Below are 22,670 nucleotides of genomic sequence, written 5' to 3'. Positions count from 1 at the left end.
CCGGCCGTGAGCCGGGCGGCAGCCGTACCTCAGGAGGGGGGTGTTCCCTTCACGCTCACCCAGAAGCGGTCGCCGTTGGGCCGGACGTTACCGTCGGGGACGAGCACACGGTAGCGCGCGTAGAACACCGACAGGTACCAGCCGTCGCTCTTGTTGTTGCTGGCCGGTACACCTCGCACGGAGAAGTTGCCGTCACCCCATCCGGGGCCCTCCTTGACCGAGTTGAAGGGGAATTCGTCGCAGTCGCCGACCACCTTGGGCGTTTTGCAGGCCTTGCGCCGTTCACTCACCTGCACCGCTCCCCACGTCCGTCCCTTGGGGTCGAGTGGTCGTAGTTCGCTCTCGTTGATCCGGGTCAGCGGGGATCTGCTCCGCGCGGTCGATCCGTCCCAGTTCCCTGGAACCACCTTCTGACCTGCCGGTTTCTTGGGATTGGTGAGGTCCGGGGTGTTGAAGGCGGCCCAGATGTGGGCGGCGACGGGGCCTCGTTTGGCGTGGTCCACGTCCGTCCGGTAGATGCGGCTCACGTCCGGGAAGATGCAGGCGCCCTTGTAGCGGACGCGCTTCTCCTCCGGCCAGGCTCCCGGACTGCCCGGCCCCAGGGTCAGGTCGTCGCAGCGGACGGTCGGCGGCGTCCGGAGAGTGCCCTGCTCGTCCTTGAGCTTGCCCCACAGCGGAACGTTCGTGGGCCAGGGCTTCACCGCGATGACGTCCTTGATCTTCATCCAGGGGACGATCGTGCAGCGGCGTACCGCGTCGACGGTGCTGGAGGACTTGAAGCGGAAGTACTGCGTCGTCCCGTTCCAGTCCTTGATCCGGGCTTCGCGATCTCCGTCGATCGTCTTCGCGCAGGGCGAGCTCCCGCTGCTCGACTCGGTGGTCGTGGTCAGCTGCATGCGGGCGTTGCCGAAGCCGCTTTCGAGCGCGTACTGGGCTTCGTCGATCCCGACCCACATGGAGAACTCCGTCGGGGTGATCGGACCGGTCGTCCCGTCGCTCCCCGCGTTGCGGATCCCTGTCCCGTCCCGCGTTCCCAGGTAGGTGTTGATGACCGTGGTGGCCCGCATCATGAGGTCGATCCCGGCGGAGCCGTCGGGCAGCTTCACGCGGATCTTCTTCCTGGTGCCCGAGTCCGGATCCCAGTCGTCGAGCCAGGTGCTGAGGCCGAACCATCGGACGGAACAGCCGCTGAAGACCGTGGCGTCGGTCCAGATCCCCAGCCTCCCGTCCGTCGGAGCCTTCGCACGACAGGTGTTGAGGGTGTAGTGCCGGTAGTTGACCTCGTAGGGATCGGGTTCGTTCTGCTGCGCGGGCTGGGTCGCCCTCGCCGTCGCCCTCGCTGCGGGCGCCGTGCCCGTGCCTCCGGCGAGCGCGCCGATCTCCGTCGCGGTCAGGAGCCGCTGGTAGGTGCGCGCCTCATCCAGGTCTCCGCGCATGCGGGTGCCCAGCGTCAGCGGGCCCGTGCCGTTCCAGGCCTGGAAGCCGACCGGTGCGGAGGTGACGAGCTGACCGTTGAGGTACAGCGCCGCCGTACCGGCCGTCGCGTCGTAGACGCCCGCGAGATGGAACCACTCGTTGACCGGCGCTTCGACATCGGACAGGACGCCGGAGGACGTCGCGTCCGCGGTGTCGCCGCTGGTCAGGGTGAAGACCAGGCCGCGATCGGGAGTGTTGCCCAGGCGGAAGGGCGCCTGCCGGCCGCCTCGCTGCTCGGCGACGAGGTAGTCGCCGTCCTTGTCCGACCAGCGCAGCCAGGACGCGACGGTGAAGCTCTGGTCGGTACGGATCACCGGCCCGGCCGTTCGCGCCAGCGGCTCTTCACCGGCCGCCACGACGTCCACGGTGAGCGACTGCCACCCTGACCAGGCCGACGTCCGTTGCCCGGCGACGGCACGGGCACGCCAGCGCACCTTCCACCCGTCGGAGAGCCTCCCATCGGGTACGGTCACGCCGGCCTGGCTGCCCGATGTGACGTTGTCGGCCGCGCCGGTCCAGATCGTGCCGGTGCCCTGCCCGGTCGCCGCCGGGTCGTGCTCCAGCTCGAACTCGGCCCGTAGCGCTCCGCCCGCCGGATCGGTCACCTGCGCCAGCAGGTTCGGGGTCCGGCTGGTGGTGACCGTCGTGCCGTCGGCCTGGTGCGAGGGAACGACCTGAAGGGCGCCCACGGCAGGGTCGGGCTGGGTGTCGGGGACGTCGACGGTGACGTTCTGCCACGCCGACCACGCCGAGGCGGTGGAGGCGCCGGCGTTGACGGCGCGAGCGCGCCAGCGGGTCTTCCACCCGTCGACCAGCTTCCCGGCCGGAACGGTCACGCCGGCCCTGCTGCCGGACGCGACCGCGGGGGAGGCGCCCGCCCAGATCTGGCCGACGCCCTGGCCGGGTGCGGCCGGGTCGTGCTCGATCTCGAACTCGCCGGTCAGGGTGCCGCCGACGGTGTCGGCGACGGTGGCGCCGAGTTGCGGGGTGAGCGAGGTGGCCACCGTGACACCGTTCACGATCTGTGCCGGCGTGATGGCCAGCGCGCTCGCCGAGGGGTTGGAGGTCGCGGCGCCGATGGTGACGGTCAGTTTCGGCGCCGGATCGGCGAACTCGGTGTTCTCCGCGCTGGTGAAGACGCGGTAGTTGTCGGCGGTGCCGGCCTCGTTGGGGTGCATCAGGACGAGGCCGTGGTTGGCGGCACCGGCGGCCCAGTCCTGGGCGATGCCGGTGACGGTCCACTCCATCGCACCGGGGAAGGTCGCGCAGTCGGAGTTGACCGCCGTCTTGCTGATCTGCGCGTCCTCGGTGGTCGCGGCCGGCTTCCTGCCCCAGGTGAGGCTGTCGGCGCTCCACGCGCCGGTCAGCCGGCGCACCTGGATGCCCGCGCCCACCGAGCCTCCGCAGGCGGGAGCGTCCACGTTCACCAGGGACAACTTGGCGTCGGTGACCGTCTGCCCGGCCAGCCCGGTCGTGTCGAAGCGCAGGTGAGGCCGGTAGAGCCCGTCGATGAGCCGCCCCGCCGTGAGGTACGGCGTGCCGGGGTCGGCCGGGTCGGTCGGGAAGTCGGAGCCCACCTCGACGTCGGCGTTGAGCGGCAGCGTGATGGTCGGGTCGACGCGGACCGGCAGCACCGTGGAGGGATCGGTCAGGAAGGCGTGATCGGGCTTGAGCACCAGTTCGGTCTCGCCGCCCTTGGTGACCACCGACGTGTCGATGCCCGCCCGCCTGGCCCGGTGCGGGCGGCCCTGGTCGCTGCCGTCCCACATCACCGGCCGTGCCGCGGCCGCGACGACCTTCTTGTCGGGCCCCTTGAGCAGCAGCCGGCCGCTCTTGTCCGCGCTGAGCGACAGTCCGGACGTCTCCACACCCATCCGGATCTCCAACGGCTCGCCCGGCCGTTCCCGGACCACCACGTCGTGCCGGAACCCGGTGGGCAGCACCGTCACCACCAGATCCGCGCCCTTGCCCGCGGCGTCGGCGAAGGTCGCCGTGCCGCCGTTCACGGCCGGCTCCGGCAGAGCCGCCGGCCAGCGCAACGCGTACGACTTCCCGTCGCCGGTCGTCATCCTCGCGAACGCGCCGGATCCGCCGGTCGAGACCTCCACCGAGACCCCTGAGGCCGGCGCCTTCGGCCGCAGCACCTCGCCGTGCCGCGCCAGACGGGTGTCGATGGGGACCCAGGCGCCGCCTTGCCGCGTCCGTACCGGGCCTGATGAGATCTCCCTTCTGAACGACCCGTCCGGCAGGGCGTAGGTGACATTGGTCGCGGTCGTCTCATCGACGACTTCGACGGTTCCCTTCTGGCGGGTGGCTTCCCGCGAGGCCGCGACGCGTGCGGGGGAGGGCTGGTTGGTCAGCGCGTTGCCGTTCTTTCCCGGGGTCCAGGCGGCGGTGTCGTTCAGGGTCGCGGGATGCCTGCCGTACGTGTCGGCGGCGGTCTTGCCCGTACCCTCGTCGAACGTCCAGCGCGCGCTGCCCGCCGACGCCGTCTCGAAGGCCCATGGGTAGGCGGTCATGGGATTGGCGGACGCGTCGATCGCCTCGGCGATCTCGGCGGTGTACCGGACGGCGGGCTTGAGCGGTTGCGCCGGGGTGAAGGTGAACTCCTTCTGGGAGCCGTCCACGGTCACGGCGCCTTCGACCGCCGTCCCCGAGGGGTCCTTCAGGACGAAGTCGGGCTCCCAGACCGGCTCGTTGAACGTGGCCTTGATCGCGGTGTCGGTCGGCACCTGCGCCGCGTCCGCCACCGGGGTCGTACTCACGATCGTGGGGGCGATGTCGTCAGGCGGGCTGCCCTCTTCGACCGTGCCGCCGTCCCAGGATTCCTCTCCGGACTCGCCGGTGAAGGGCTCGAGTTCCTCTGGCGCCACTTCGGCCACGTGGTTGGGGGTCGCGGAGAGAGCCTGCTCCTGCTCGTCGCTCATCGGGGGCACGTAAGGGATGTCGTCGCTGTCGACCCGCATCGCGACAGCCTGCTCATAGGTGGCGGGCTGGGGACGCTTCGGGCCCTCGTAGGAGTAGACGACGACCTCCGGCGGACCCGCGGGAAGAGGCGTGTATTCGATGAACAGGACAGGGCCGCGCGGGGTGAAGGGATAGGTGTCGTAGCCGCCGTACTCGTCGGAGCGGTAGTAGCGCCAGTTCTGCGGGCTGTCCGGTTCGATGACGGAGTTGAGGCGGACGCCGAGGTCGGGGGTGCCGTTCATCCAGGCCTGGACGATGAGCTCGATGGAGTAGTAGAGCTCGCCTTCGCCTTCGGGGCAGCGGGTGGCGCTGTAGGCGCCGCGGTTGGCGACGTGGCCGGACAGCACGGTGGAGGGCTGGTTGTTCCAGCTGATCGTGCTCGTGCTCCAGGGGCTGGTGACACGCTGCAGGTCGATGCCGGGGCTGTCGGTGTCGCTGCAGGTGTGGGAGTCCTGGTTGTGCAGGCGCAGGTCGGCGTTGTGGACCGTGCCGCCCTCCAGCGGGGTCCCCTTGATGTGGAAGTTGATGTAGGTGCGGTGGGTACGGCTGCCGCTGTGCGACTTCCCGGCCAGCAGCCACGGCAGGGTCGCGTTGGCGCTGCCGTCGGGCAGCACGTTCGACACGTGCGTGTCACCCGCGATGCCGGTGCCCTCCCACGTCTCCGACATGGTGGTGACGGTGACCGGATAGACGGTGGCCGGGTCGTCGAGGAACGCCGCCGGCGCCGTGTAGACCACGCTGTCACCGTCGACCTCGGCCTTGGCCTGCCCGATGGCGCCCTTGTCGGGTTCCAGCAACGCGGCGGCGTCCAGCATGGGCGCGGTCAGGTCGTCGACCTCTTTGCCCTTGGCGTCGAGCAGGCCGGGTGTCCTGTCGGCGCCGGTGCCGAGCTTGATCCCCTTCGGCAACCGCATGGGCACCCGGAGCTGGACGTCCTTGCCCGGTCGCCGCCGGATCAGCACGTCGTGCCGGAAACCGCTCGGGGTGAGGGTCACCACCAGATCGGACCCCGGGCCGTAGGCGTCGGAGTAGGTGGCCGTGTTGCCCTTGAGCACCGGCTTGGGCAGCGTGGCAGGGGCCCCGACCGCGGTCGCGCCCGTCACGTCGGTGAAGCGGGCGGCGGTGGTGTCACCACCCGCCGACAGGATCAGGTCGCCCAAGCTCGCCTTCGGCCGAACGACCCCGTCCGTCTCCACGAGCGTGAGGTCGATCGGCGTCCACGCGCCGTTCTTCTTGACCCGGACCGGCGTGCTGGACAATTCCGCGCGGACGGTCTTGCCATCGGGGTTGGCGTAATACGTACCGGTTTCGGATCGATACTCGTCAATCTCAATACGCTTATTCAGCTTTTGGGCCTGGGCAAGCGTGGCTCCGGCCGCTGTGGTGGCTTTGAGGGGTTGCGGTTCGTTCGGCGGCGCCGCGGCAGCGGGATCCGTGAACGACGTCATCACTAGGGTCATGGTGGCAATCAGGCAGGTCGCACGGTGCGTCCAGCCGGATAAACCGGTTGCCGATCGTGGTGAATTCACTCTGCTCCTCAAGGGGGAAGCCAGCAGGCAAGCAGATATTCCCATGGACCGAAACGTCGGCCAATACCAAAATTGCGCCGACGATGACACGCTGCGTAAAGACGTGCTCCTTAATTCTGGCAATGGTTGTGCTATATAGTGAAAATGTAGGGACACCCGTTATTGTTCGCGGTCTTTCCTAGGCTTCGGCGCTGCGGGAGCCAGCTCGCATTGACCAGGCCCGCGCCGAGCAGCGCCGGCACCCTGGGCAGCCAGCACAGATACCGACGCCGCTAGAGCATGGCTTTGGCGCCTCCTTACCAGCCCTCGTACGGCCGGCGCGACTGTCACACAACGATGACAAGGCGCGAACGAGCCGGGGTCACGGCCGGTCGACAGTGGACGAGGCCGACCGGCCGCATCGATCACGGACAGGAGAAGGCGTGGCTATCGACGGGAAATGGGACCGGCGTTCGCTGTTGCGGGGCGCCGCTGTGGTGGCCGGCGCCGCCGCGACCGCTCCGCTGCTGGGCGGGGCGGGCACGGCGCTGGCCGGCAGCGGTGACGCGGACGCGCTGTTCAAGGCCGGGAAGTTCGAGCAGGCCGGCCGCGCGTACGAGGAGATCCTCAGGAAGGACCCCGGGAACCTGCACGCGGCCCGCCGGCGCGGCTATGTGGGGCTGCTGGGCAACCGGTTCCCCGAGGCCGAAAAGTACCTGAAGATGGCCGTGCAACTGGCGCCCGGCGACAAGGACGCCAACTACTTCCTGGCCGACTGCTACCTCCGGCAGGACAAGTTCGGCCTGTCCGCACCCCACTGGAAAGCGGCCGGCGAGGACGGCTACGCCACCTGGTTCGCGGCGGTCCGCGGCGAGGCGTATCAGGTCCACGGCGACATCGCGCGGGTGCCGTGGAAGCAGACGGACCCGATGCCGCTGGTCGAGGGCTCGGTCAACGGCGGGCCGGCGAAAAGCTTCACCTTCTACACCGGCGCCTCGAACCTGAGCTTGACCGCGACGCTGGCCAAGGAGGCCGGGCTGAGTCCCGTCGCCAGTCAGAAGATCGATTTTGAGGGCGGCAGCATATGGGCGCACTACGGGATTCTGGACTCCTTCAGGCTGGGCGGCATCGAGCTGCGCAACGTCCCCGTGGGCTGGTCGGCGACCGAGTCGGGCGAAGACGTCGGCGCCGACAGCGACGGCATGATCGGCACGTGGGTCTTCTCCCACCTGCTGACCACCTTCGACTACGCGGGCCGGCAGCTGATCCTGCGCCGCCGCACCCCCGAAACGGCCAGAAAGGTACGGGCGGGCGCCGAGCCCCTGCCGCTGTGGCTGGCTGAGCAGTATCTGCACACCAGGGGCAGCGTCGCCGGCTCCGGCACCGGGGTGGTGGGCGTGAACTTCGGCGGAAGCGGCGGGGAGAGCGCCGCGGTCGTGTTCGGGGACACGGCCGAGCGGCTGGGGATCCGCGGCGACTACGACCGTCCGCTCGGAACCTTCGCCCACAGCCATCCGGCCGTCACCTATCCGTGCTACCCGAAGGAGATCCGGCTCGGCGCCGCCACCGCCAGGGAGATCTACTGCGAGACGCACCCCAAGGCCGCGCTCGCTCCCTTCGGGTTCGACGTGCGGGTCGCCTTCTTCCACTGCTTCTTCAAGCCCTACAACATCACTCTCGACTTCACCGACATGAACCTCTACCTCGCCCGCGGCAAGGCCACCTGATCACTGTCCTCTGGGGTTGTCGTCGATGGTCGATGCCGGACCTGGGCGGCTCGCTTTCGCGCGGCATACTTCCGATATACCGCCGATCTTTAGGGTCTGGCGACATGAGAACCTTGCGATCCGCGGCCATCGTCGGCGCCCTGGGCCTGGCCCTCTCGCTCGCGGCCACTCCCGCCTCGGCTTCCTCCGTCCTCAGCGGACGCTGCAGCAAGGGCGACTTCAAGCTCGCGGCGGCGATCACGTACGGCAACCCCGGAGGCCAGCACATCTTCACGAAGCTCACCTGGAACATCGCCGGCAACGTGGGCGGCGACAACGACGTCTACTTTGAGTTCTGGAAGAAGGGCAGCCCGGACAGCCTGCTCAAGGTCTTCAAGATGAACGACGTCTCGAAGTCCGGCTCCATGAACATCTCGTTTCGCAGGCCGAAGGGAGACGCGATCTTCGTGCACGGCGGAACCGTCTTCGATACGAAGTACGCCACCGACCCGGTCTGCAAGTACTTCACCCGCACGATCTGACTCGTCCTCGGCGCACGAGAAGGGGCCTTCTTCGCGCCGCCTGGCGCGGCCAAGGTCGGCGATACTGTGGGCGTGGAGTACGTGTCCAGAGTGCCGCGGCCGCCGCTGGACGGGCTGATCGACGACTTTTACTACCTGGGGGGCGCGCCGCCGTACGCCCGGCTGATGCTGCCGCCGAGCCCGTCGGCGTTGCTCATCGTCAACCTCGGGGAGCCGTTCCGCATCCGCGCCGGCGCCGACATCGAGACGGCCGAGTACGCCGACGGCTGCGTGGTCACCATGCCCACCCGCGCCTTCGAATTCGGCTATCCGCCGGGGACCCGGTCCGTCGGCGTGCACTTCAAGCCGTGGGGACCGGCGTCGTTCCTGCCGATGCCCGCGGCCGAGCTGTGTGACCGGCCGGTGACGCTGGAGCAGGTGTGGGGCCGGCCCGCCGTCGCCGAGCTGCGGGAGCGGCTGGCCGCGGCGGCCGGGCCGTACGAGATGCTGACGCTGCTCGAAGAGGAGCTGATGCGACGGCTGCGCGAGACCGCGGGTCTGGGGCTGGTCCGCCACACGAGCAGCGTCATCGCGGCGGCCGGCGGGGCGCTGGCGATCGGCGACCTGAGCGCGGCGGCCGGTGTCAGCAGCACTCATCTGGCGCAGCGGTTCAAGGAGCTCATCGGCGTCACGCCGAAGCGGCTGGCCCGCACCTACCGCTTCACGGCCACCGTGTTCGCGATCGACCCCGCCGGACCGATCGACTGGGGTGACCTCGCCGGTGGCGCGGGCTACTTCGACCAGGCCCACTTCGGCCACGAGTTCCGTGCGTTCACCGGGCTCACGCCGACGCGGTACGTCGAGGTCCGGCGGCGGTTCCTGCGCGAACATCCCGGCCACGTGCTGGACGGCTGGCCGCTGCCGGCCGATTGATTTCTTACAAGAGCCGCAGCTCACGACGCGCTAGTTTGGGGCACCCCAAAGCAGAGGAGAGCCCCGTGGGCAAGGTGGTCATGTACAGCTCGGTGTCGGTGGACGGCTTCATCGCGGACGAGAATGACCAGCCCGGACCGCTGTTCGACTGGTTGTCCAGCGGTGACGTTCCGTTGGACGAGAGCGGCGAGCTGAAGGTGTCGCAGACGTCCTACGACTACACCCGCCCGTACTGGGACCAGATCGGGGTGACCATCGCCGGCCGCCACGTCTTCGACATGACGGACGGGTGGGACGGAAAGCCTCCGGGCGGGATCGACCACGTGGTCGTCGTGACGCACCGGCCGGAGCCGGAGGGCTGGGACCCCGAAGCGCCGTTTCACTTCGTCGACGGCGTCGAGGCGGCCGTGGCCAAGGCGCAGAAGCTTGCGGGTGACCGCATGGTCGAGGTCGCCGCCGGTGACGTCGGCGGCCAGGTGCTCGCCGCGGGCCTGGTCGACGAGGTGCGCATGGACGTCGTACCCGTCGTGTTCGGGTCCGGCAAGCGCTACTTCGGGTCGGTCGACGCGCAGCACCTGTTGGAGGATCCTGACGTGGTGATTCAGGGCAACCGGGTGCTTCACCTGCGCTATCGGGTGCGCCGTTGACCGATCTGAGCGGGTACGCCGACACAAGAGCGGGCCGTCCTACGTCTTTCCTGGGTCAGGGGTGAAGCCGATCTGAAGCCGTCGCGACGCCGTTGCCTGCTTGGCTCGTGAAGGACATGACAATACGAGTCAGAAAGGCTGACGAGCATGGTCGTATCGGCGAAACGTGTCGTGCGGAAGGGTGGGCCGGCCGTCATCGCCGCGTTCACCATCCTGTTGTCGGCGTCCTCGATCGCCGCGCCCACGGCACAGGCGACGCGGACGCCCCCCGCGGAAACGGCGGCCTGGACCCCGGTGCTCACCCCGCTCGACCCCCGCCGCGAGACGGTGAAGCGCAATCTGAGCGGTGCGGATCGAAGTGCGCTCCTCAACGACTGCTGGCCCGGGTACCTGTGCGTCGCCGCCGGTGAAGGCGATGGCCAGCACACCGTCTACGAGCTCTACTACTGCACCGAGCGTTCGCTATCCAACTTCATCGACGCCGGCGCCCTCAACAACAACCAGACCGGCAACGCGGTGACCCGCCTGAAGGACCAGCAAGGCAGGGTCAGGAGGAGCATCGCGGCCAACGAGCCGGAGAGGGTGGTCGGCGTGGACTGGCGGCCGATCTGGTACATCGACCCCTGCTGACCCGGCCATCACTGCTGGAGGGAGGCGAGAAACGCTTCCGCCAGGCGGTCGGTGAAGTCGCCGTCGACGGGTTGATCGGTGACCAGCGTCCGGTAGTAAAGGGGGCCGACGAGCCGGTCTGTCGCCTCGTCGAGGTCGAAGGTCACGGGCAGTTCGCCCCGCCGTACGGCACGCTCCAGGGGAAGGCGGTCGCGGCGGCGCTGCTCGGCCAGGTAGCGGTCGCGGAAGTCGGTGGCGAAGACGGGATCGAGCTGGGCGTGCGCGATCAGTGCGCGGAAGACGGCGCCGGAGTCGGTCTCGCTGAGGAACCGCGCGAGCAGGCGGAGGTAGGCGCGCAGGTCGAGGGCGAGGTCTCCGTGGTCGGGCGGGGTCAGCGCCTCGGCCAGGTCCTGCAGGAACGCTTCCACGAGGACCTCGGTCTTGCTCTTCCACCAGCGGTAGACGGTCTGCTTGGCGACGCCGGCCCGCGCGGCGAGGCCCTCGATCGTGACCCCGGCGAATCCCTTCTCGGCCAGCAGGTCGTCGGCCGCCTCCAGGACGGCCTGGCGTGCTGCCTCACTACGCCCATGGCGGTTGCCGTGATGCGGACGGGACATGACCACTCCTAGACTAGACGCAACGGTTAGTCTACTCTAGCGCTCATGAGAAACACACTGGCGGAACCTCGCGTGGCGGAAGCGCTCGACCGGATGTTCGCCGCGGCGGACCGGGACGACGCGATCGCCGCGCGAGTGGACAGCTTCGGGAACACACCCCAGGAGCACGCGGACGCGGCGGAAGAGATCTACATGCCGATCTCACCCGAAGCGGGACGGTTGCTTTACAGCCTGGTGCGGGCCATACGGCCGGCGACGGTCGTGGAGTTCGGGATGTCGTTCGGCATCTCCACGCTGCATCTGGCGGCGGCCGTGCGCGACAACGGCACCGGTCGCGTGATCACCACCGAACTGAGTGCGCACAAGATCGCCACGGCCCGCCGTACCTTCGCGGAAACAGGGTTGGAGGAGGTGATCACCGTACTGGAGGGAGACGCCCTGCAGACGCTCGCCGATCTGCCGCATGCGCCCGGCCTCGTCCTGCTGGACGGATGGAAGGACCTCTACCTTCCGGTGCTGCGACTGCTGGAGCCCCGTCTCGCCCCGGGCACGCTGGTGGTCGCCGACGATGTGGAACTGGCGAACGTGCAGCCCTACCTCGCGTACGTGCGGGAACCGGACAACGGGTACGCGTGCGTGACGTTCCCGGTCGAGGACGGGCTGGAGATCAGCTGCCGCCTGTAGCGCTGCTTACGGCGCGATCTCAAGCTCAGATGGGTCGGTAGCGTACGTTGACGGTCGCCGTGGGGTCGCTCTGGCCGACATGGTGAAGGTAGATCGGCTCACTGCCGGGGTTGTCGTAGAGGCGGATGCCCTGCCCAAGCATGACCGGCATGATGTGGAGGTCGATCTCGTCGATCAGCCCCAGGTCGAGAAGCTGACGCCCGATGGTAGGCGAGAACACCTCGAGGTTCTTGCCCCCGGCCGCCTCCAGCCCGATCCGCACGGCCTCGGCGACGTCGCAGTTCAGGAACGTGATCCCGTCCGCGGGCGTGGCGTCTTCGGGATGGTGGGTGAGCACGAAGACCGGTCCGTCCCAGTCGCTGGAGTAGGGGCGGGCGCCGGGCAAGGCGTCATATCCGTCCCGGCCGCCGAGAACGGCTCCTGTTGTCCGCACGTATTCGTCCTGCAGGCCCGGCCTGTCCGTTCCGGCCATCCAGCCCATGTCGTGGTCGACCCCGGCCACGAACCCGTCCAGTGACATCGCGAAGTGGAAAAGCACTTTCCCACTGGCGGTCTGCGGCTTGGTGTCGTTCATCTGTCGCCTCCTGTGAGCTGGTGACTCAGCCTGGCAGAAATCGGTACACGCCGATAAGGTCCGATCCTGTGGGGCTTATGAGGACCAATTCCGGGCCGGCCGAGGACCTGTTCATCGAGCTGGACCGCGAGGCCGGCGTGCCGCTGCATCGGCAGATCGGCGCGTCCATCCGCGCGAGCATCCGGGCCGGCCGGCTGCGGACGGGCGCGTCGCTGCCACCCACCCGCACCCTCGCGACCGGCCTCGGGGTCTCGCGCGGGGTGGTCGTCGAGGCCTACCAGCAGCTCGTGGCCGAGGGCTACCTCGCCAGCCGTTCCGGCGGATACACCCAGGTCGCCGCGTCGATACCGCCGGCCGCCACGGCGGGCTCCGCGCCGCCGACGCCCGCGCGCAGCGCCGGCTTCACAGTCGACTTCGGGTACGGTCGCACCGACGTGTCCCAGTTCCCGCGCTCGACCTGGCTGCGTTCGGTACGCACCGTGCTCACCACCACGCCCAATGACCGGTTCGCCTACCTCGACGGGCGCGGCGTTCCGGAACTGCACGAGGCTCTGTGCGACTACCTCAACCGGGTGCGCGGCACCTCGGCCGTCCCGGGCAATGTGGTGATCTGCAATGGCTTCGGGCAGGGCATCTCGCTGCTGATCCAGGTGCTGGTCCAGCGCGGCGCCCGGCGGATCGCCCTGGAGGACCCGTCGTCCGACGACGACGCCCGGGTGCTGGCCGGCGCCGCCGGTCTGGACGTCGTCGGCATCCCGGTGGGTCCGGGCGGCGTTCAGGTCGACGCGCTCCAGCGGGCCGACGCCGACGCGGTCGTGCTCACGCCGTCGCACCAGTGGCCCACCGGGGGAGTGCTGTCGGCTTCGGCGAGGGCCGAGGTGATCGGCTGGGCCCAGCGCCGCGGCGCGATCGTGATCGAGGACGACTACGACGCCGAGTACCGCTACGATCGCTCGCCCGTGGGCGCCATGCAGGGCCTGGCGCCCGATCACGTCGTCTACTGCGGTACGGCCAGCAAGACGCTCGCCCCGGGACTCCGGCTCGGCTGGATGGTCCTGCCCCCGCACCTGGTCACCGACGTCGCCGCGGCGAAAGTGCTCGCCGACCGCGGTTCGCCGGTCATCGACCAGTTGACGTTCGCCGACTTCCTGGCACGCGGCGAGTTCGACCGCCACCTGCGCAGGATGCGTCCGGTGTACCGCCGCCGCCGCGACGCGCTCCTGGACGCCCTGCGCACTCACCTGCCCGAACTGGAACCGGCCGGGATCGCCGCCGGGCAGCACGTGGTGGCCTGGCTCCCGCCCGACCTCGACGAGGCGGAGGTGGTGACGGCCGCCGCCAGGCACGGACTGGGCATCCACGGCGTCGGCCCGTACCGGATCGCCGGGAGCGGACCGGGCGGCCTCATCTTCGGGTACGCCATCCTCGGCGAGAGCGCCATCGCCGAGGGGGTCGCGCTGCTGGCGACGGCCATCCGGGAGGTACGGGGAGCCTGATCTCAGGGTGCCGGGCGGATGTTCTGGTTCAGGTGGAACACGTTGGCCGGGTCGTAGGCGGTCTTGACCGCGGTCAGCCGGGCCAGCTTCGCGGCCGAGTACGCCCGCCGTACCCCACGCTGCCCGTCGGCCAGTTCGTCGGCCGTCAACGAGTTGACGTACACCCCGCTCGCGTACGGTTCGAGCGAGGCGCCGGCGGCACGCGCGGCGCCCATCCTGGCGTCGTCCTCGGCCGGGTCGGTCCAGCGGGTGCCGGCGCCGAACTCGAACATCGTGCCGCGATGGCTGAACGCCGCGTCCGCGTCCGGGACGTCGGCGATCGCGCCGCCGTGCGCCTGCAGGCCGACGCCCGGCAGGTACGGGCTCGCGCTCAGGTCGGTGCCGCCGCGCAGCAGGAACGCCTCGATCGCCGCGGTGGGAAACTCCCGCAGATAGTGCCCCTTGGAGTAGCGACGGTACGCGTGGCCGCCGGTGGAGTCGTCCCGTCGCTGCAGTTCGAGGTACGACGGGGTCGTGACGCGCGACGCGACGGGACGCCCGAGCGCCCGCATCGCGGGCAGCAGCCGGCGGCCCTCGTCCGGGTCACCGACCCACACGAACCCCAGCGTGGCGATCGGGCCCGCGGGCCCGCCGCCGACACCGGCGGTGAACGTCGCCTGCCGGGGCGCCACGGCGTTCAGATCACGCCAGCCCTCGATGACCGGGACGGCGTCCTCGGCACGGAAGTCGAACTCGGCGACCAGCGTCCGTGTGCCGATGCGATGCAACTCGAACTCGAACTCGGTGACGATCCCGAAGTTACCGCCACCACCGCGCAGGCCCCAGAACAGATCCGGGTTCTCGGTACGGCTCGCGGTCACCACGTCGCCTTCGGCGGTGACCATCGTGTAGGAGACGACGTTGTCGCAGGCCAGGCCGTACTGGCGGGCCAGCCAGCCCATGCCGCCGCCGAGCGTGAGCCCGCCGACGCCGGTGTGCGAGACGTTGCCGGCGGTGGTGGCCAGGCCGTACGCCTGGGACGCCCGATCCAGCGCGCCGAGCAGCGCCCCGCCCTGCACCCGGGCCCGCCGGCGGGCAGGATCGACCCGCACGCCGCCCATGGGCGTCAGGTCGATCATGAGGCCACCCTCGGGCACGGCGAAGCCGGCGACGTTGTGCCCGCCGCAGCGCACGCCGATCTCCAGGTTCAGTTCCCGGGCCATCCGCACGGCGGCGACCACATCGGCGACGCCCGCCGCGCGGACGATCATGCGTGGACGCCGGTCGACCATGGCGTTCCAGACGGTACGGGCGGTGTCGTAGCCGGCGTCGCCAGGAGTGAGAAGCCGGCCGTCGAAGCGCGTCGCTGTCGTTGTCATGCCACTCAGCCTGACAAGAATTGGTACAGGCGATAAAGTCCGATCCCGCAGGCTGATCGAGGACCAATTCACGGAGGCCACACCACGGCCGCCGGTCCGTCACTCGATGACGTCCGCGGGAAGTGGATCGTGGTGGTCGGCCCGCAGGCCGTCGAGGGAGATGCGCAACAGCCTGTTCCACATCTGCGGCCGGCAGTCGTCGGTGACCTGGACGGCGTGACCCAGCGAGACCAGAAGAAGCAGCAGGTCATCAGTGGTCACGCCGGGGCGCAGCAGGCCCGTGGCGACGGCGCGGGCGCACAACTGCTCGATGACGAGGCGAAGCTGATGGATGCCCTCCAGATCGGGGTCCGCCCAGGTCAGCGCAAAATTCTCCATGATCGCGCGGTGGCGGGCGTAGCCGGTCAGGGCCTGCCGGTAGAAATCGGTCAGTGCCGCCCAGGGGTCCTCGGCCTCGATCGCCGCCTGGCGCGCCGAGTCCGCCCAGTTCAGGAAGTCCCTGCGCAGGACCGTGTGCACGAGATCTTCCTTCTTCGGGAAATGCCGGTAGAGGGTGCCCATACCCACCCCGCTGCGGCGCGCGATCTCGCGTACGTCCACCGCGGCGCCCTGCTCGGCCAGCACGTCGGCGGCGGCCTCGATGATCGCTTCCCGGTTGCGGATCGCGTCCACACGCGGCGCCCGGCGCCGGGTGGTGTCTTCCGGTTCGGCCACTGCCATGTAACCGAGCATACCTCCTTATACGGAGCACATGCTCCGCTCTGTGTTACTTTGAGGAGCAAGTGCTCCGGATAACGAAGGGGATGTCATGACCGACCCGTCCACGACCACCGCACCCGAAGTCCCTGCCATCGGCGACTGGAACGATCGGATCATTGCCGAGTTCCGAGCGAATGGCGGGTACGTGCCCTGGAGCAGCGAAGAGGAATTCGCCGCAGGCCGGCCCATCCCGCCCCGGTTCCCCGGGTTCGACGAGCAGGGCATGCCGCTCATCCTGGTGCACCACACCGGGGCCAAGACCGGACGCGAAAGGATCAGCCCGTTGTTCTACCAGCCGGTGGGCGATGGCTGGGCCATCTTCGGAACCCACGGCGGCAGTCCGCATCATCCGGTCTGGTACCACAACCTCATGGCGAATCCGCAGGCCGTAGTCGAGGTGGGCACGCATCGCGTGCCGGTCGTGGCTCGGCTCACGGAAGGCGCTGAGCGCGACCGACTCTGGGCGAAAGAGGTGGCACTCGTCCCGAAGTTCGCCGAGTTCGAGGCCGCCGCAGGCAGGCAGATCCCCGTCATCGTGCTGGAACCCGTCACCGAGCAGTGACAACGCACCTGCCGCCCACCCCTTGGCTTGTCGTTCGAGTTCCGATCCTCGAGGCCCGCGGGAACCGGGAGCTCACCCCGCCTGGCGCGCCTGGGCACCCAGGTGAACGGAGCCGCCTTTCTGGCGCCAGAGCGTGAGCGCCGATGAATCGCCGACGCATCGCGGATGTATCAACGCTGCCGGAGATCCTCGGGGTTGTCAGCACAACGGCACTCCGAAGGAGCAAAGCGATGACCGCCACCAACACCCTCTCCAGCCTCCCGGCCAAGGCCAGGAACAGGATCTTGACCCTGAACGGCATCCTGTGGTTCCTGCAGGCGCTCTGGGGCCTCTTCTTCGCCGGCAGCGGCTTCGGCAAGGTCCTGCTGTACGACGCCGCCCTCTACGAGGCCGCTCCCCGGGCCGTGGCCTGGTACGCGGCCGTACCCCAGACCCTGATCGTCTTCATCGGAGTCGTCGAGGTGCTCGGCGGTATCGGCCTCATCCTGCCCGCGATGACGGGCGTCAAGCCGAGGCTCACCCCGCTCGCCGCGGCCGGTCTGGCCCTGACGATGATCCTCGCGACGGCCTTCCACATCGTGCGCGGCGAGTACGCCCTGGTCCCCGCGAACCTCGTCCTCGGCGGCGTCTCGGCGTTCATCGCGCTCGGCCGATGGAACCTCAGGCCCACCGCGGCGGCGACCCTGACCACCCCACGCCTGCTCAAGTCGCTCGCGGTTCTCGCCGGGATGGCCCTGCTGGTGTTCGCTCCGACGTGGTACACGATGACCCACGCCCAATTCTGATCGAAAATAGTCAACAAGGCGTAGACTATTCACATCATGGCAAGTACCTCTGGGGACATCGAGCGGCTGGCCTCCCGGCTGCGCATGCTGGCGCTGCAGCGGCCGGAGGCATGGCTGGACCTGGATCTCACCATGCCGCAGCTGCGCATGTTGTTCACCGTCCGGCGGCGAAGCGGCTGCACGGTGTCGGAACTGGCCGAGACGCTCGGACGACGGCTCGCGGCCACGTCCGCGCTGGTGAACCGGCTGGTCCGCGCCGGGCTGCTGCACCGGACGAGCGATCAGGACGACCGCCGGCGGATCCGGCTGCAGCTCACCGACGAGGCCGAACGGTTGCTGAGCACGGTGGATCAGCGGTCGGCGGACAGGTTCGCGGCCATCCTGGGCCGCATGAGCGAACCGGGCCGCGCCGCGCTGGCCGACGCGCTGACGGAGCTCATCGAGCTCGTGTCGTCCGACCTCGCCGACGGGCAGGCCCACCGCGCGCAGAAAGGACTCCCATGAACCGCAACCCGTACGAGGGCCTGTCCGGAACGATCGACATCAGAGCCGTGCGGTCCGCCGGTTTCCGGGAGGTCCAGCTCGACGCCGGGGCCCTGCGGATCAACTACGTGGTGGGCCCGGACAACGGACCTCCGCTGGTCCTGCTGCCGGCGCAGACCGCCACCTGGGAGAGCTACCAGCGGGTGCTGGTGCCGCTGTCGCGGCGGTTTCTGGTCTACGCGCTCGACGTACGCGGACACGGCAAGTCGAGCTGGACCCCGGGCGCATACTCCTGGCGGCACCTGGGCGCGGACATGAGCACGTTCCTGTCCGAGGTCGTCCGGACTCCCGCCGTCATCTCCGGCAACTCCTCCGGCGGCCTCCTCGCGCTGTGGTGTGCGGCCAACCTGCCCCCGCGGGTCGCCGCGGTGATCCTCGAGGACGCCCCGGTGTTCTCCGCGCAGCTGCCCCGCTTCCGCGATCACGATCGTTTCGTGTACGGCGGGCTGAAGCATCTGGTCGAAGCCCTCGGCGACCCTCAGAATCGTGACCTGGCCGACTACTTCCGCGGTCTGACCCTCCCGATCTCCGAAGTCCGCGAGAAGCGGGTCCCGGACTGGTTCATCACCTTCCTGTCCCACCGGATCCAGGCGTTCCAGACACGCCACCCCGGCCGGCCCGTGGACATCGGCTACTTCCCCCTCAAACTCCGCCTGCTGCTCAAGTCGCTGTCCATGTACGACCCGGACTTCGCGCGCGCCTTCGTCGACGGCCGGTTCTACGACGGTCTCGATCACGCCGACGCGCTCTCCCGCGTGTCGTGCCCGCTGCTGGTACTGCACGGCGACTGGCGGCGGCTGCCCGGCCATGGCCTGATCGGCGCCATGGACGACGAGGACGCGGCCCGGATCAAGCAGCTCGTGCCGCACAGCCGGTACAGGAAGGTTCATGCCAATCACGTGATCCACATGTTCAAACCCCGCTCATTCGTGGAGGCGGTCGACACCTTCTTCACCCAGGACGTCTCGGGAGAGCCCGCCACGCGATGAGTGTCGTACCTCACAACTCTGGTGGTCCCGCGGTCACCGGGGTTGTTCGTCGTGGAGATGCAGGTGTCCCTACGGCAAGGAGAGATCACCATGTCCACCACCAAGCGTGACCACCTCAAGTCGAGGCTGCCCGACCCCAGCCAGTTCATCCCCGAGCTGTGGGAGATCGGCGGGGGTATGACCAAGGCCCAGGAGAACGGGTCGATTTCGCCGACCCTCATCGCCCTGGCGCAGCTCCGTCTCGGGCAGCAGTTCGACAGTACGTACCACACCATCGGGCAGACCGGCATCCTCCGCAAGCTCGGCGAATCGGAGGAGCGCATCACCGCCGTGGCGACCTGGAGGGACACGCCTCACTACTTCACCGAGGCCGAACAGGTCGTCCTTGAGCTCGTGGACGCCACCTTCACCCCGAATCCGGGCGGGGAGCGTGTGTCCGACGAGTTGTTCGCCAGGGCATCCGCCCACTACGACGAACGGGCCCTCGTGACGCTCTGCATGGCGATCGGCCGGAGTTGCTTCTTCATCCCCCTCACCGTCATCGGCAAGCCGGTCGCCGGCCGGCCCGCCGGCGAGAACTGGACGTCGGCGACGTAGAGCTCGCCGCCGGCCGAGCGCACAGCTGCCACGGCGCGGCCTCTCGTGCAGCATCAAGATGTCTGCCCTCTTGACCCCCTGATCCGGAGCCGCGATGTCCGCGGGCACGATTCTCACTGCGGATCACCCCGGCGTGGATCAGGCAGAGGTCGGCCGGGAAGGAATCTGCGGGGTCACGCGCGTGGTGGAGGGGCCGGCTCCTGATGGGACCCGGTCGGCCGAGTTGATCGCCGGCGGGATCGGTTTCCTGGTGACGGGACTGTCCACGGCGGCGTCCGTGGCGCAGATCGCGGGGTGGCGGCAGGCACATCCGGGTCGTGGTCTCCACCGAGGCCGGTGCCACGTCTCGTGCCGCGGGTCCTTCCGGTACGGCCGGCCGGCGCACCGCCCTCCTCGTGGCCAACGCGGCCTACGAGGATCCCGGCTGAGCCGGCTGCGCTCGCCCGTCTCTCACATCCGGGCGCTCGCCGAGGTCCTGGGCGAGCCGGCCATCGTCGCCTTCGACGTCGGAACGCTCACCGATGCCGGCGAGTCCGTGCTGCGCCGCCGGGTCGCGGCGCTCTTCGCCGACCGGCAGCCCGACGACGTCCTACTCCTGCCACGGGCTCAAGGACCAGCGTGGCCGCCTCAACCTGGCGGCGGCCGGCACCGAACTCGGCTCGCTCGCGGCGACCGGGCTGCCGGCGTCGTTCGTCGCGTGGCACGCTGACCGCGGCGAAGCGCACCCGTGAGGCGTAAGCGCACGGTAAGACCCTGACCCAGGCCGGTGCGGTTAGCTGGGGACATGAGCATCTTCAGGAGGCCGGTGACCTGGCTGGCCGCCGGTCTGGCCGTCGGGGTCGCGTCGGTCGGCCTGTACCTCTTCCAGCCCTGGCGGCTGTTCACCACCGTGACGGTCGACGAGGCACTGCCGTCCGTCTCCGCTACGCCTTCCGCTACCCGTCCGTCTCCGGCCGTCAGGGAACTGGCCGGCGGTGAGTTCCGCAGCCACGAGCACCGGACCACAGGCACGGTGAAGGTCCTGCGCCTCGCCGATGGCAGCCGGGTCCTGAGGATCGAGAAGCTCGACACCTCCGACGGACCCGACCTGCGCGTGTGGCTCACCGACCGGCCGGTGACCGATGACTGGTACAGCGTCGGCAAGGGGCGGTCCGTGGAACTCGGCAACCTCAAGGGCAACAAGGGCAACGCGAACTACGCCATTCCCGCGGACACCGATCTCGACGTCTTCAGGAGCGTCACGATCTGGTGCAAGCGGTTCAGCGTCTCGTTCGGAGCCGCAGCGCTGGCCTGACCGCCGACGTCAGCTCACCCCGGTCCGCGCCATGGAGCGGACCGGGGTGCCAACGTGCCGGCTCAGCCCGACCAGGGGCCGCTGCGCGCGAGAACGACGTACTTCTGCCGGTCGTAGTCCCAGGAGACGTAGGCGGCGTAGAACTCCGTCCTGTGGGAGGTACGCCAGTTCGTCTCGTAGGCCGAGCCGTTCTTGGCCCACTGGTAGGTCAGGTAGTTGTTCTGGGCGTCGGCGCCGTCCTGCGGGTTGTGGTCGTAGAGGGCGACGTAGTCGTGGTAGCCGACGGACGTGGGCTTGCTCCACCTGAGGCGGATCCAGTTGTCGTTGAGCCCCCACTTGTACTTCTCCAGGGAGACACCCACCGCCGCGACGTTGACGTCCTGGGCGCTGGATCGCGGGGTGTTCCTGAGCTGTTCCGCCACCGCTTGGGGGCTGGGGCCGTCGGCGTGCGCCGGCGTACTGACGGCCAGCAGGGCGGTGGTCGCGAGGGCGCCCACCACGGAGACCAAGGTCATCTTCTTCATGCCGTGCATGCAAGTCCGCACCGGTTGACAGGCCGTTGACACGACATTGACGGCCGATTCGCGGGCACAGCGGCTCACCCGCTGCCGACGACGGCCCTCTGATGTGCGAGGTACCCCGCTCGCGTCGATCCTCGCAGTATTTCGTCTAGTCGAAAGGTTCTGGGAGAAGGCCTCAACGTCTTCGTCCAGATAGGACTTGACGGCGTCGGTCTGCGCACCGGCTCGGTATTGACGTCCTGAGGATCCATGGCGGAAGCCCTCATCGTCGGAGACCACACTCTGAAGGAGCCACTCATGTTCACTCATGCCGGCGCCGCCGCGGTCGCGGCGATACTTCTCATGGCGCCATCTCTCGCGCCCACCCCAGAACCGACGTCTACCACCACTGAGGCGGAGACCAGCGGGAAGCGGCGTATCCGAAACGTCGAATCCGCACCTCCGCGCCCGATCCGCGTCCTGCAGATGAACCTTTGCAACAGCGGGCTCGCCCGTCATTGCTGGGACAAGAAGCCTGGCGCCCCCCAGAATCGGGCAGGAGCGACCATGCAGGTAGCCGCTGCGGAGATCGCTCGAATCAAGCCCACCGCGGTGACGATCAACGAGATCTGTTCGGGCGATCTGGAGGGGTTCAAGCAGAAGATCGGATTCAAAGGTGATTCGTTCTTCACCGTGCTGGAAGGCGCGCCCGGATCCAGGACGCCGAAGAAATGCGGCCAGCCAGGAAAACCCAGCAAGGGCGGTGACTACGGGTCGGCGATTCTCACCAAGGAACCGTTGAGGGAGCCCTACAGCGAGTTCCGTCTGGAGAAGGCTTTCGACACCCAGCGAAACGACCGGGAAGTACGCGTCATGGGCTGCCGGAAGATGCCGTGGGCCACGGTGTGCACCGCTCAACTCCACGCCGTCCCTTCACAAGAGAGCGACGAGGACTATCTCCGCTCCGTGCAGGTGACCGCTGACCAATGCTTCCAGCTTTCGAGGGAGGCCAGACGGTTCGCCGGAGACGGACCCTTGATCATCGCCGGCGATCTGAACCTGCGATGGAACAAACCCCACGAGCAGAACGCGCTCAACCTCTGCGGCAAGGGCCTCACCCGCAAGGGCGACGGAAACCGCCAGCACGTCATCAGCGGCAAAACCTTCGGAGAACCACAGACCGAGCCGTGGCCTGACACCTCCGAGCCCGACACGGTGTGGACCGATCATCCGCTGTTCTACGTCGACCTCACGTAGCGCCGCGACGGGCCATCGAGATGATCTCGTGGCTGGAGAAGGGCGAGCGAGTCGCCGGGCCAGCCCCCACCCTGCTCCTCGATCACCGGCCAGGGATTCGGCGCGGCCATCGCCGGCGGCATTGGGGCGATCTCTCCTGAGAAGAGCTTCTGGCCACTTTGTGCCGCCGCGTACGGCTGGCCAGGCAGATCGCCGCGGGGACGCGGCTTCGCCGGGGCAGCCGGAGTGCGGACATAACGTAAATTTTTCGCTGGCCGGTAATCCGGAGGCCCCTTCAAGACAGTTCTA

Annotated in this window: 21 protein-coding genes; 15 read left to right on the top strand and 6 right to left on the bottom strand. The window is 68.9% G+C overall.

The window, feature by feature from the left end; translation table 11 throughout:
* Positions 1–29: 29 nt before the first annotated feature.
* Positions 30–5,702: a DNRLRE domain-containing protein gene (locus ACIBHY_RS50190; protein WP_397310527.1), complete on the bottom strand. Its 5,673-nt coding sequence runs from the start codon at positions 5,700–5,702 to the stop codon at positions 30–32.
* A 692-nt stretch (positions 5,703–6,394) separates the two neighbouring features.
* Here ACIBHY_RS50190 and ACIBHY_RS50185 point away from each other — a divergent pair.
* The 5 genes from ACIBHY_RS50185 to ACIBHY_RS50165 all read left to right on the top strand — a co-directional run bounded on the left by ACIBHY_RS50185 (position 6,395) and on the right by ACIBHY_RS50165 (position 10,388).
* Positions 6,395–7,678, top strand: a complete 1,284-nt coding sequence (locus ACIBHY_RS50185) for a tetratricopeptide repeat protein (protein WP_397310526.1) — start codon at positions 6,395–6,397, stop codon at positions 7,676–7,678.
* A gap of 104 nt (positions 7,679–7,782) precedes the next feature.
* A complete protein-coding gene (locus tag ACIBHY_RS50180) occupies positions 7,783–8,199 on the top strand; it encodes a hypothetical protein (protein ID WP_397252832.1) in 417 nt (138 codons plus the stop codon).
* 72 nt (positions 8,200–8,271) lie between these two features.
* Positions 8,272–9,111 (top strand): helix-turn-helix domain-containing protein, encoded by an 840-nt coding sequence (locus tag ACIBHY_RS50175; RefSeq protein ID WP_397310525.1) that lies wholly within the window; start codon positions 8,272–8,274, stop codon positions 9,109–9,111.
* A gap of 65 nt (positions 9,112–9,176) precedes the next feature.
* A complete protein-coding gene (locus ACIBHY_RS50170; protein WP_397252834.1) occupies positions 9,177–9,758 on the top strand; it encodes a dihydrofolate reductase family protein in 582 nt (193 codons plus the stop codon).
* Between the two features lie 171 nt (positions 9,759–9,929).
* A complete protein-coding gene (locus tag ACIBHY_RS50165) occupies positions 9,930–10,388 on the top strand; it encodes a hypothetical protein (protein ID WP_397310524.1) in 459 nt (152 codons plus the stop codon).
* Between the two features lie 8 nt (positions 10,389–10,396).
* Here the strand turns inward: ACIBHY_RS50165 and ACIBHY_RS50160 are convergent, their stop codons facing one another.
* Positions 10,397–10,984, bottom strand: coding sequence for a TetR/AcrR family transcriptional regulator (locus ACIBHY_RS50160; RefSeq protein WP_397310523.1), 588 nt, complete (start codon positions 10,982–10,984; stop codon positions 10,397–10,399).
* 45 nt (positions 10,985–11,029) lie between these two features.
* Between ACIBHY_RS50160 and ACIBHY_RS50155 the strand changes: the two genes are divergently transcribed.
* Positions 11,030–11,668, top strand: coding sequence for an O-methyltransferase (locus ACIBHY_RS50155; protein WP_397252837.1), 639 nt, complete (start codon positions 11,030–11,032; stop codon positions 11,666–11,668).
* Positions 11,669–11,693: 25 nt separating this feature from the next.
* Here the strand turns inward: ACIBHY_RS50155 and ACIBHY_RS50150 are convergent, their stop codons facing one another.
* A complete protein-coding gene (locus ACIBHY_RS50150; RefSeq protein WP_397310522.1) occupies positions 11,694–12,242 on the bottom strand; it encodes a dihydrofolate reductase family protein in 549 nt (182 codons plus the stop codon).
* A gap of 77 nt (positions 12,243–12,319) precedes the next feature.
* Between ACIBHY_RS50150 and ACIBHY_RS50145 the strand changes: the two genes are divergently transcribed.
* On the top strand, positions 12,320–13,738 hold the full coding sequence (locus tag ACIBHY_RS50145; protein WP_397310521.1) for a PLP-dependent aminotransferase family protein: 1,419 nt from the start codon (positions 12,320–12,322) through the stop codon (positions 13,736–13,738).
* 2 nt (positions 13,739–13,740) lie between these two features.
* Here ACIBHY_RS50145 and ACIBHY_RS50140 read toward each other — a convergent pair whose 3' ends face one another.
* Entirely contained in the window at positions 13,741–15,096 is a 1,356-nt protein-coding gene (locus ACIBHY_RS50140; protein WP_397310520.1) for an FAD-binding oxidoreductase, read from the bottom strand.
* A 99-nt stretch (positions 15,097–15,195) separates the two neighbouring features.
* A complete protein-coding gene (locus ACIBHY_RS50135) occupies positions 15,196–15,816 on the bottom strand; it encodes a TetR/AcrR family transcriptional regulator (RefSeq protein ID WP_397252843.1) in 621 nt (206 codons plus the stop codon).
* A gap of 88 nt (positions 15,817–15,904) precedes the next feature.
* Between ACIBHY_RS50135 and ACIBHY_RS50130 the strand changes: the two genes are divergently transcribed.
* From ACIBHY_RS50130 to ACIBHY_RS50100, 7 genes are all read left to right on the top strand, one after another.
* Positions 15,905–16,417 carry a nitroreductase/quinone reductase family protein gene (locus ACIBHY_RS50130; RefSeq protein WP_397310519.1) on the top strand — a complete coding sequence of 171 codons (513 nt, stop codon included), beginning with the start codon at positions 15,905–15,907 and terminating at the stop codon, positions 16,415–16,417.
* 230 nt (positions 16,418–16,647) lie between these two features.
* Positions 16,648–17,202, top strand: a complete 555-nt coding sequence (locus ACIBHY_RS50125) for a DoxX family protein (RefSeq protein WP_397310518.1) — start codon at positions 16,648–16,650, stop codon at positions 17,200–17,202.
* Positions 17,203–17,238: 36 nt separating this feature from the next.
* Positions 17,239–17,706, top strand: a complete 468-nt coding sequence (locus ACIBHY_RS50120) for a MarR family winged helix-turn-helix transcriptional regulator (protein ID WP_397252846.1) — start codon at positions 17,239–17,241, stop codon at positions 17,704–17,706.
* Entirely contained in the window at positions 17,703–18,734 is a 1,032-nt protein-coding gene (locus ACIBHY_RS50115) for an alpha/beta fold hydrolase (protein WP_397310517.1), read from the top strand. Before ACIBHY_RS50120 ends, ACIBHY_RS50115 begins: the two co-directional genes overlap by 4 nt.
* A 90-nt stretch (positions 18,735–18,824) precedes the next feature.
* Positions 18,825–19,331, top strand: coding sequence for a carboxymuconolactone decarboxylase family protein (locus ACIBHY_RS50110; RefSeq protein WP_397310516.1), 507 nt, complete (start codon positions 18,825–18,827; stop codon positions 19,329–19,331).
* Positions 19,332–19,852: 521 nt separating this feature from the next.
* Positions 19,853–20,062, top strand: coding sequence for a hypothetical protein (locus ACIBHY_RS50105; protein WP_397310515.1), 210 nt, complete (start codon positions 19,853–19,855; stop codon positions 20,060–20,062).
* A 53-nt stretch (positions 20,063–20,115) separates the two neighbouring features.
* Complete coding sequence (locus ACIBHY_RS50100) at positions 20,116–20,625, top strand: DM13 domain-containing protein (RefSeq protein ID WP_397310514.1); 510 nt, start codon at positions 20,116–20,118, stop codon at positions 20,623–20,625.
* Between the two features lie 62 nt (positions 20,626–20,687).
* On the opposite strand, the gene ACIBHY_RS50095 is transcribed toward ACIBHY_RS50100, so the two are convergent.
* Positions 20,688–21,149 carry a hypothetical protein gene (locus tag ACIBHY_RS50095; RefSeq protein WP_397310513.1) on the bottom strand — a complete coding sequence of 154 codons (462 nt, stop codon included), beginning with the start codon at positions 21,147–21,149 and terminating at the stop codon, positions 20,688–20,690.
* Positions 21,150–21,443: 294 nt separating this feature from the next.
* Here ACIBHY_RS50095 and ACIBHY_RS50090 point away from each other — a divergent pair, with 294 nt between their 5' ends.
* Positions 21,444–22,382: an endonuclease/exonuclease/phosphatase family protein gene (locus ACIBHY_RS50090; RefSeq protein WP_397310512.1), complete on the top strand. Its 939-nt coding sequence runs from the start codon at positions 21,444–21,446 to the stop codon at positions 22,380–22,382.
* The last annotated feature ends 288 nt before the right edge of the window (positions 22,383–22,670 follow it).

The organism is Nonomuraea sp. NPDC050547 (genome assembly GCF_044457345.1).
Taxonomy (GTDB): Bacteria; Actinomycetota; Actinomycetes; order Streptosporangiales; family Streptosporangiaceae; genus Nonomuraea.
The sequence above is the reverse complement of the archived record's forward strand: the minus strand, read 5'-3'. Positions and strand labels throughout refer to the sequence as shown.

Bases quoted from the DNA above. Each gene is read 5' to 3' on its own strand.
- ACIBHY_RS50180 (WP_397252832.1), top strand. From the start codon at position 7,783: ATGAGAACCTTGCGATCCGCGGCCATCGTCGGCGCCCTGGGCCTGGCC.
- ACIBHY_RS50160 (WP_397310523.1), bottom strand. From the start codon at position 10,984: ATGTCCCGTCCGCATCACGGCAACCGCCATGGGCGTAGTGAGGCAGCA.
- ACIBHY_RS50155 (WP_397252837.1), top strand. From the start codon at position 11,030: ATGAGAAACACACTGGCGGAACCTCGCGTGGCGGAAGCGCTCGACCGG.
- ACIBHY_RS50150 (WP_397310522.1), bottom strand. From the start codon at position 12,242: ATGAACGACACCAAGCCGCAGACCGCCAGTGGGAAAGTGCTTTTCCAC.
- ACIBHY_RS50145 (WP_397310521.1), top strand. From the start codon at position 12,320: ATGAGGACCAATTCCGGGCCGGCCGAGGACCTGTTCATCGAGCTGGAC.
- ACIBHY_RS50140 (WP_397310520.1), bottom strand. From the start codon at position 15,096: ATGACAACGACAGCGACGCGCTTCGACGGCCGGCTTCTCACTCCTGGC.
- ACIBHY_RS50135 (WP_397252843.1), bottom strand. From the start codon at position 15,816: ATGGCAGTGGCCGAACCGGAAGACACCACCCGGCGCCGGGCGCCGCGT.
- ACIBHY_RS50130 (WP_397310519.1), top strand. From the start codon at position 15,905: ATGACCGACCCGTCCACGACCACCGCACCCGAAGTCCCTGCCATCGGC.
- ACIBHY_RS50125 (WP_397310518.1), top strand. From the start codon at position 16,648: ATGACCGCCACCAACACCCTCTCCAGCCTCCCGGCCAAGGCCAGGAAC.
- ACIBHY_RS50120 (WP_397252846.1), top strand. From the start codon at position 17,239: ATGGCAAGTACCTCTGGGGACATCGAGCGGCTGGCCTCCCGGCTGCGC.
- ACIBHY_RS50115 (WP_397310517.1), top strand. From the start codon at position 17,703: ATGAACCGCAACCCGTACGAGGGCCTGTCCGGAACGATCGACATCAGA.
- ACIBHY_RS50110 (WP_397310516.1), top strand. From the start codon at position 18,825: ATGTCCACCACCAAGCGTGACCACCTCAAGTCGAGGCTGCCCGACCCC.
- ACIBHY_RS50105 (WP_397310515.1), top strand. From the start codon at position 19,853: ATGCCGGCGAGTCCGTGCTGCGCCGCCGGGTCGCGGCGCTCTTCGCCG.
- ACIBHY_RS50100 (WP_397310514.1), top strand. From the start codon at position 20,116: ATGAGCATCTTCAGGAGGCCGGTGACCTGGCTGGCCGCCGGTCTGGCC.
- ACIBHY_RS50095 (WP_397310513.1), bottom strand. From the start codon at position 21,149: ATGAAGAAGATGACCTTGGTCTCCGTGGTGGGCGCCCTCGCGACCACC.
- ACIBHY_RS50090 (WP_397310512.1), top strand. From the start codon at position 21,444: ATGTTCACTCATGCCGGCGCCGCCGCGGTCGCGGCGATACTTCTCATG.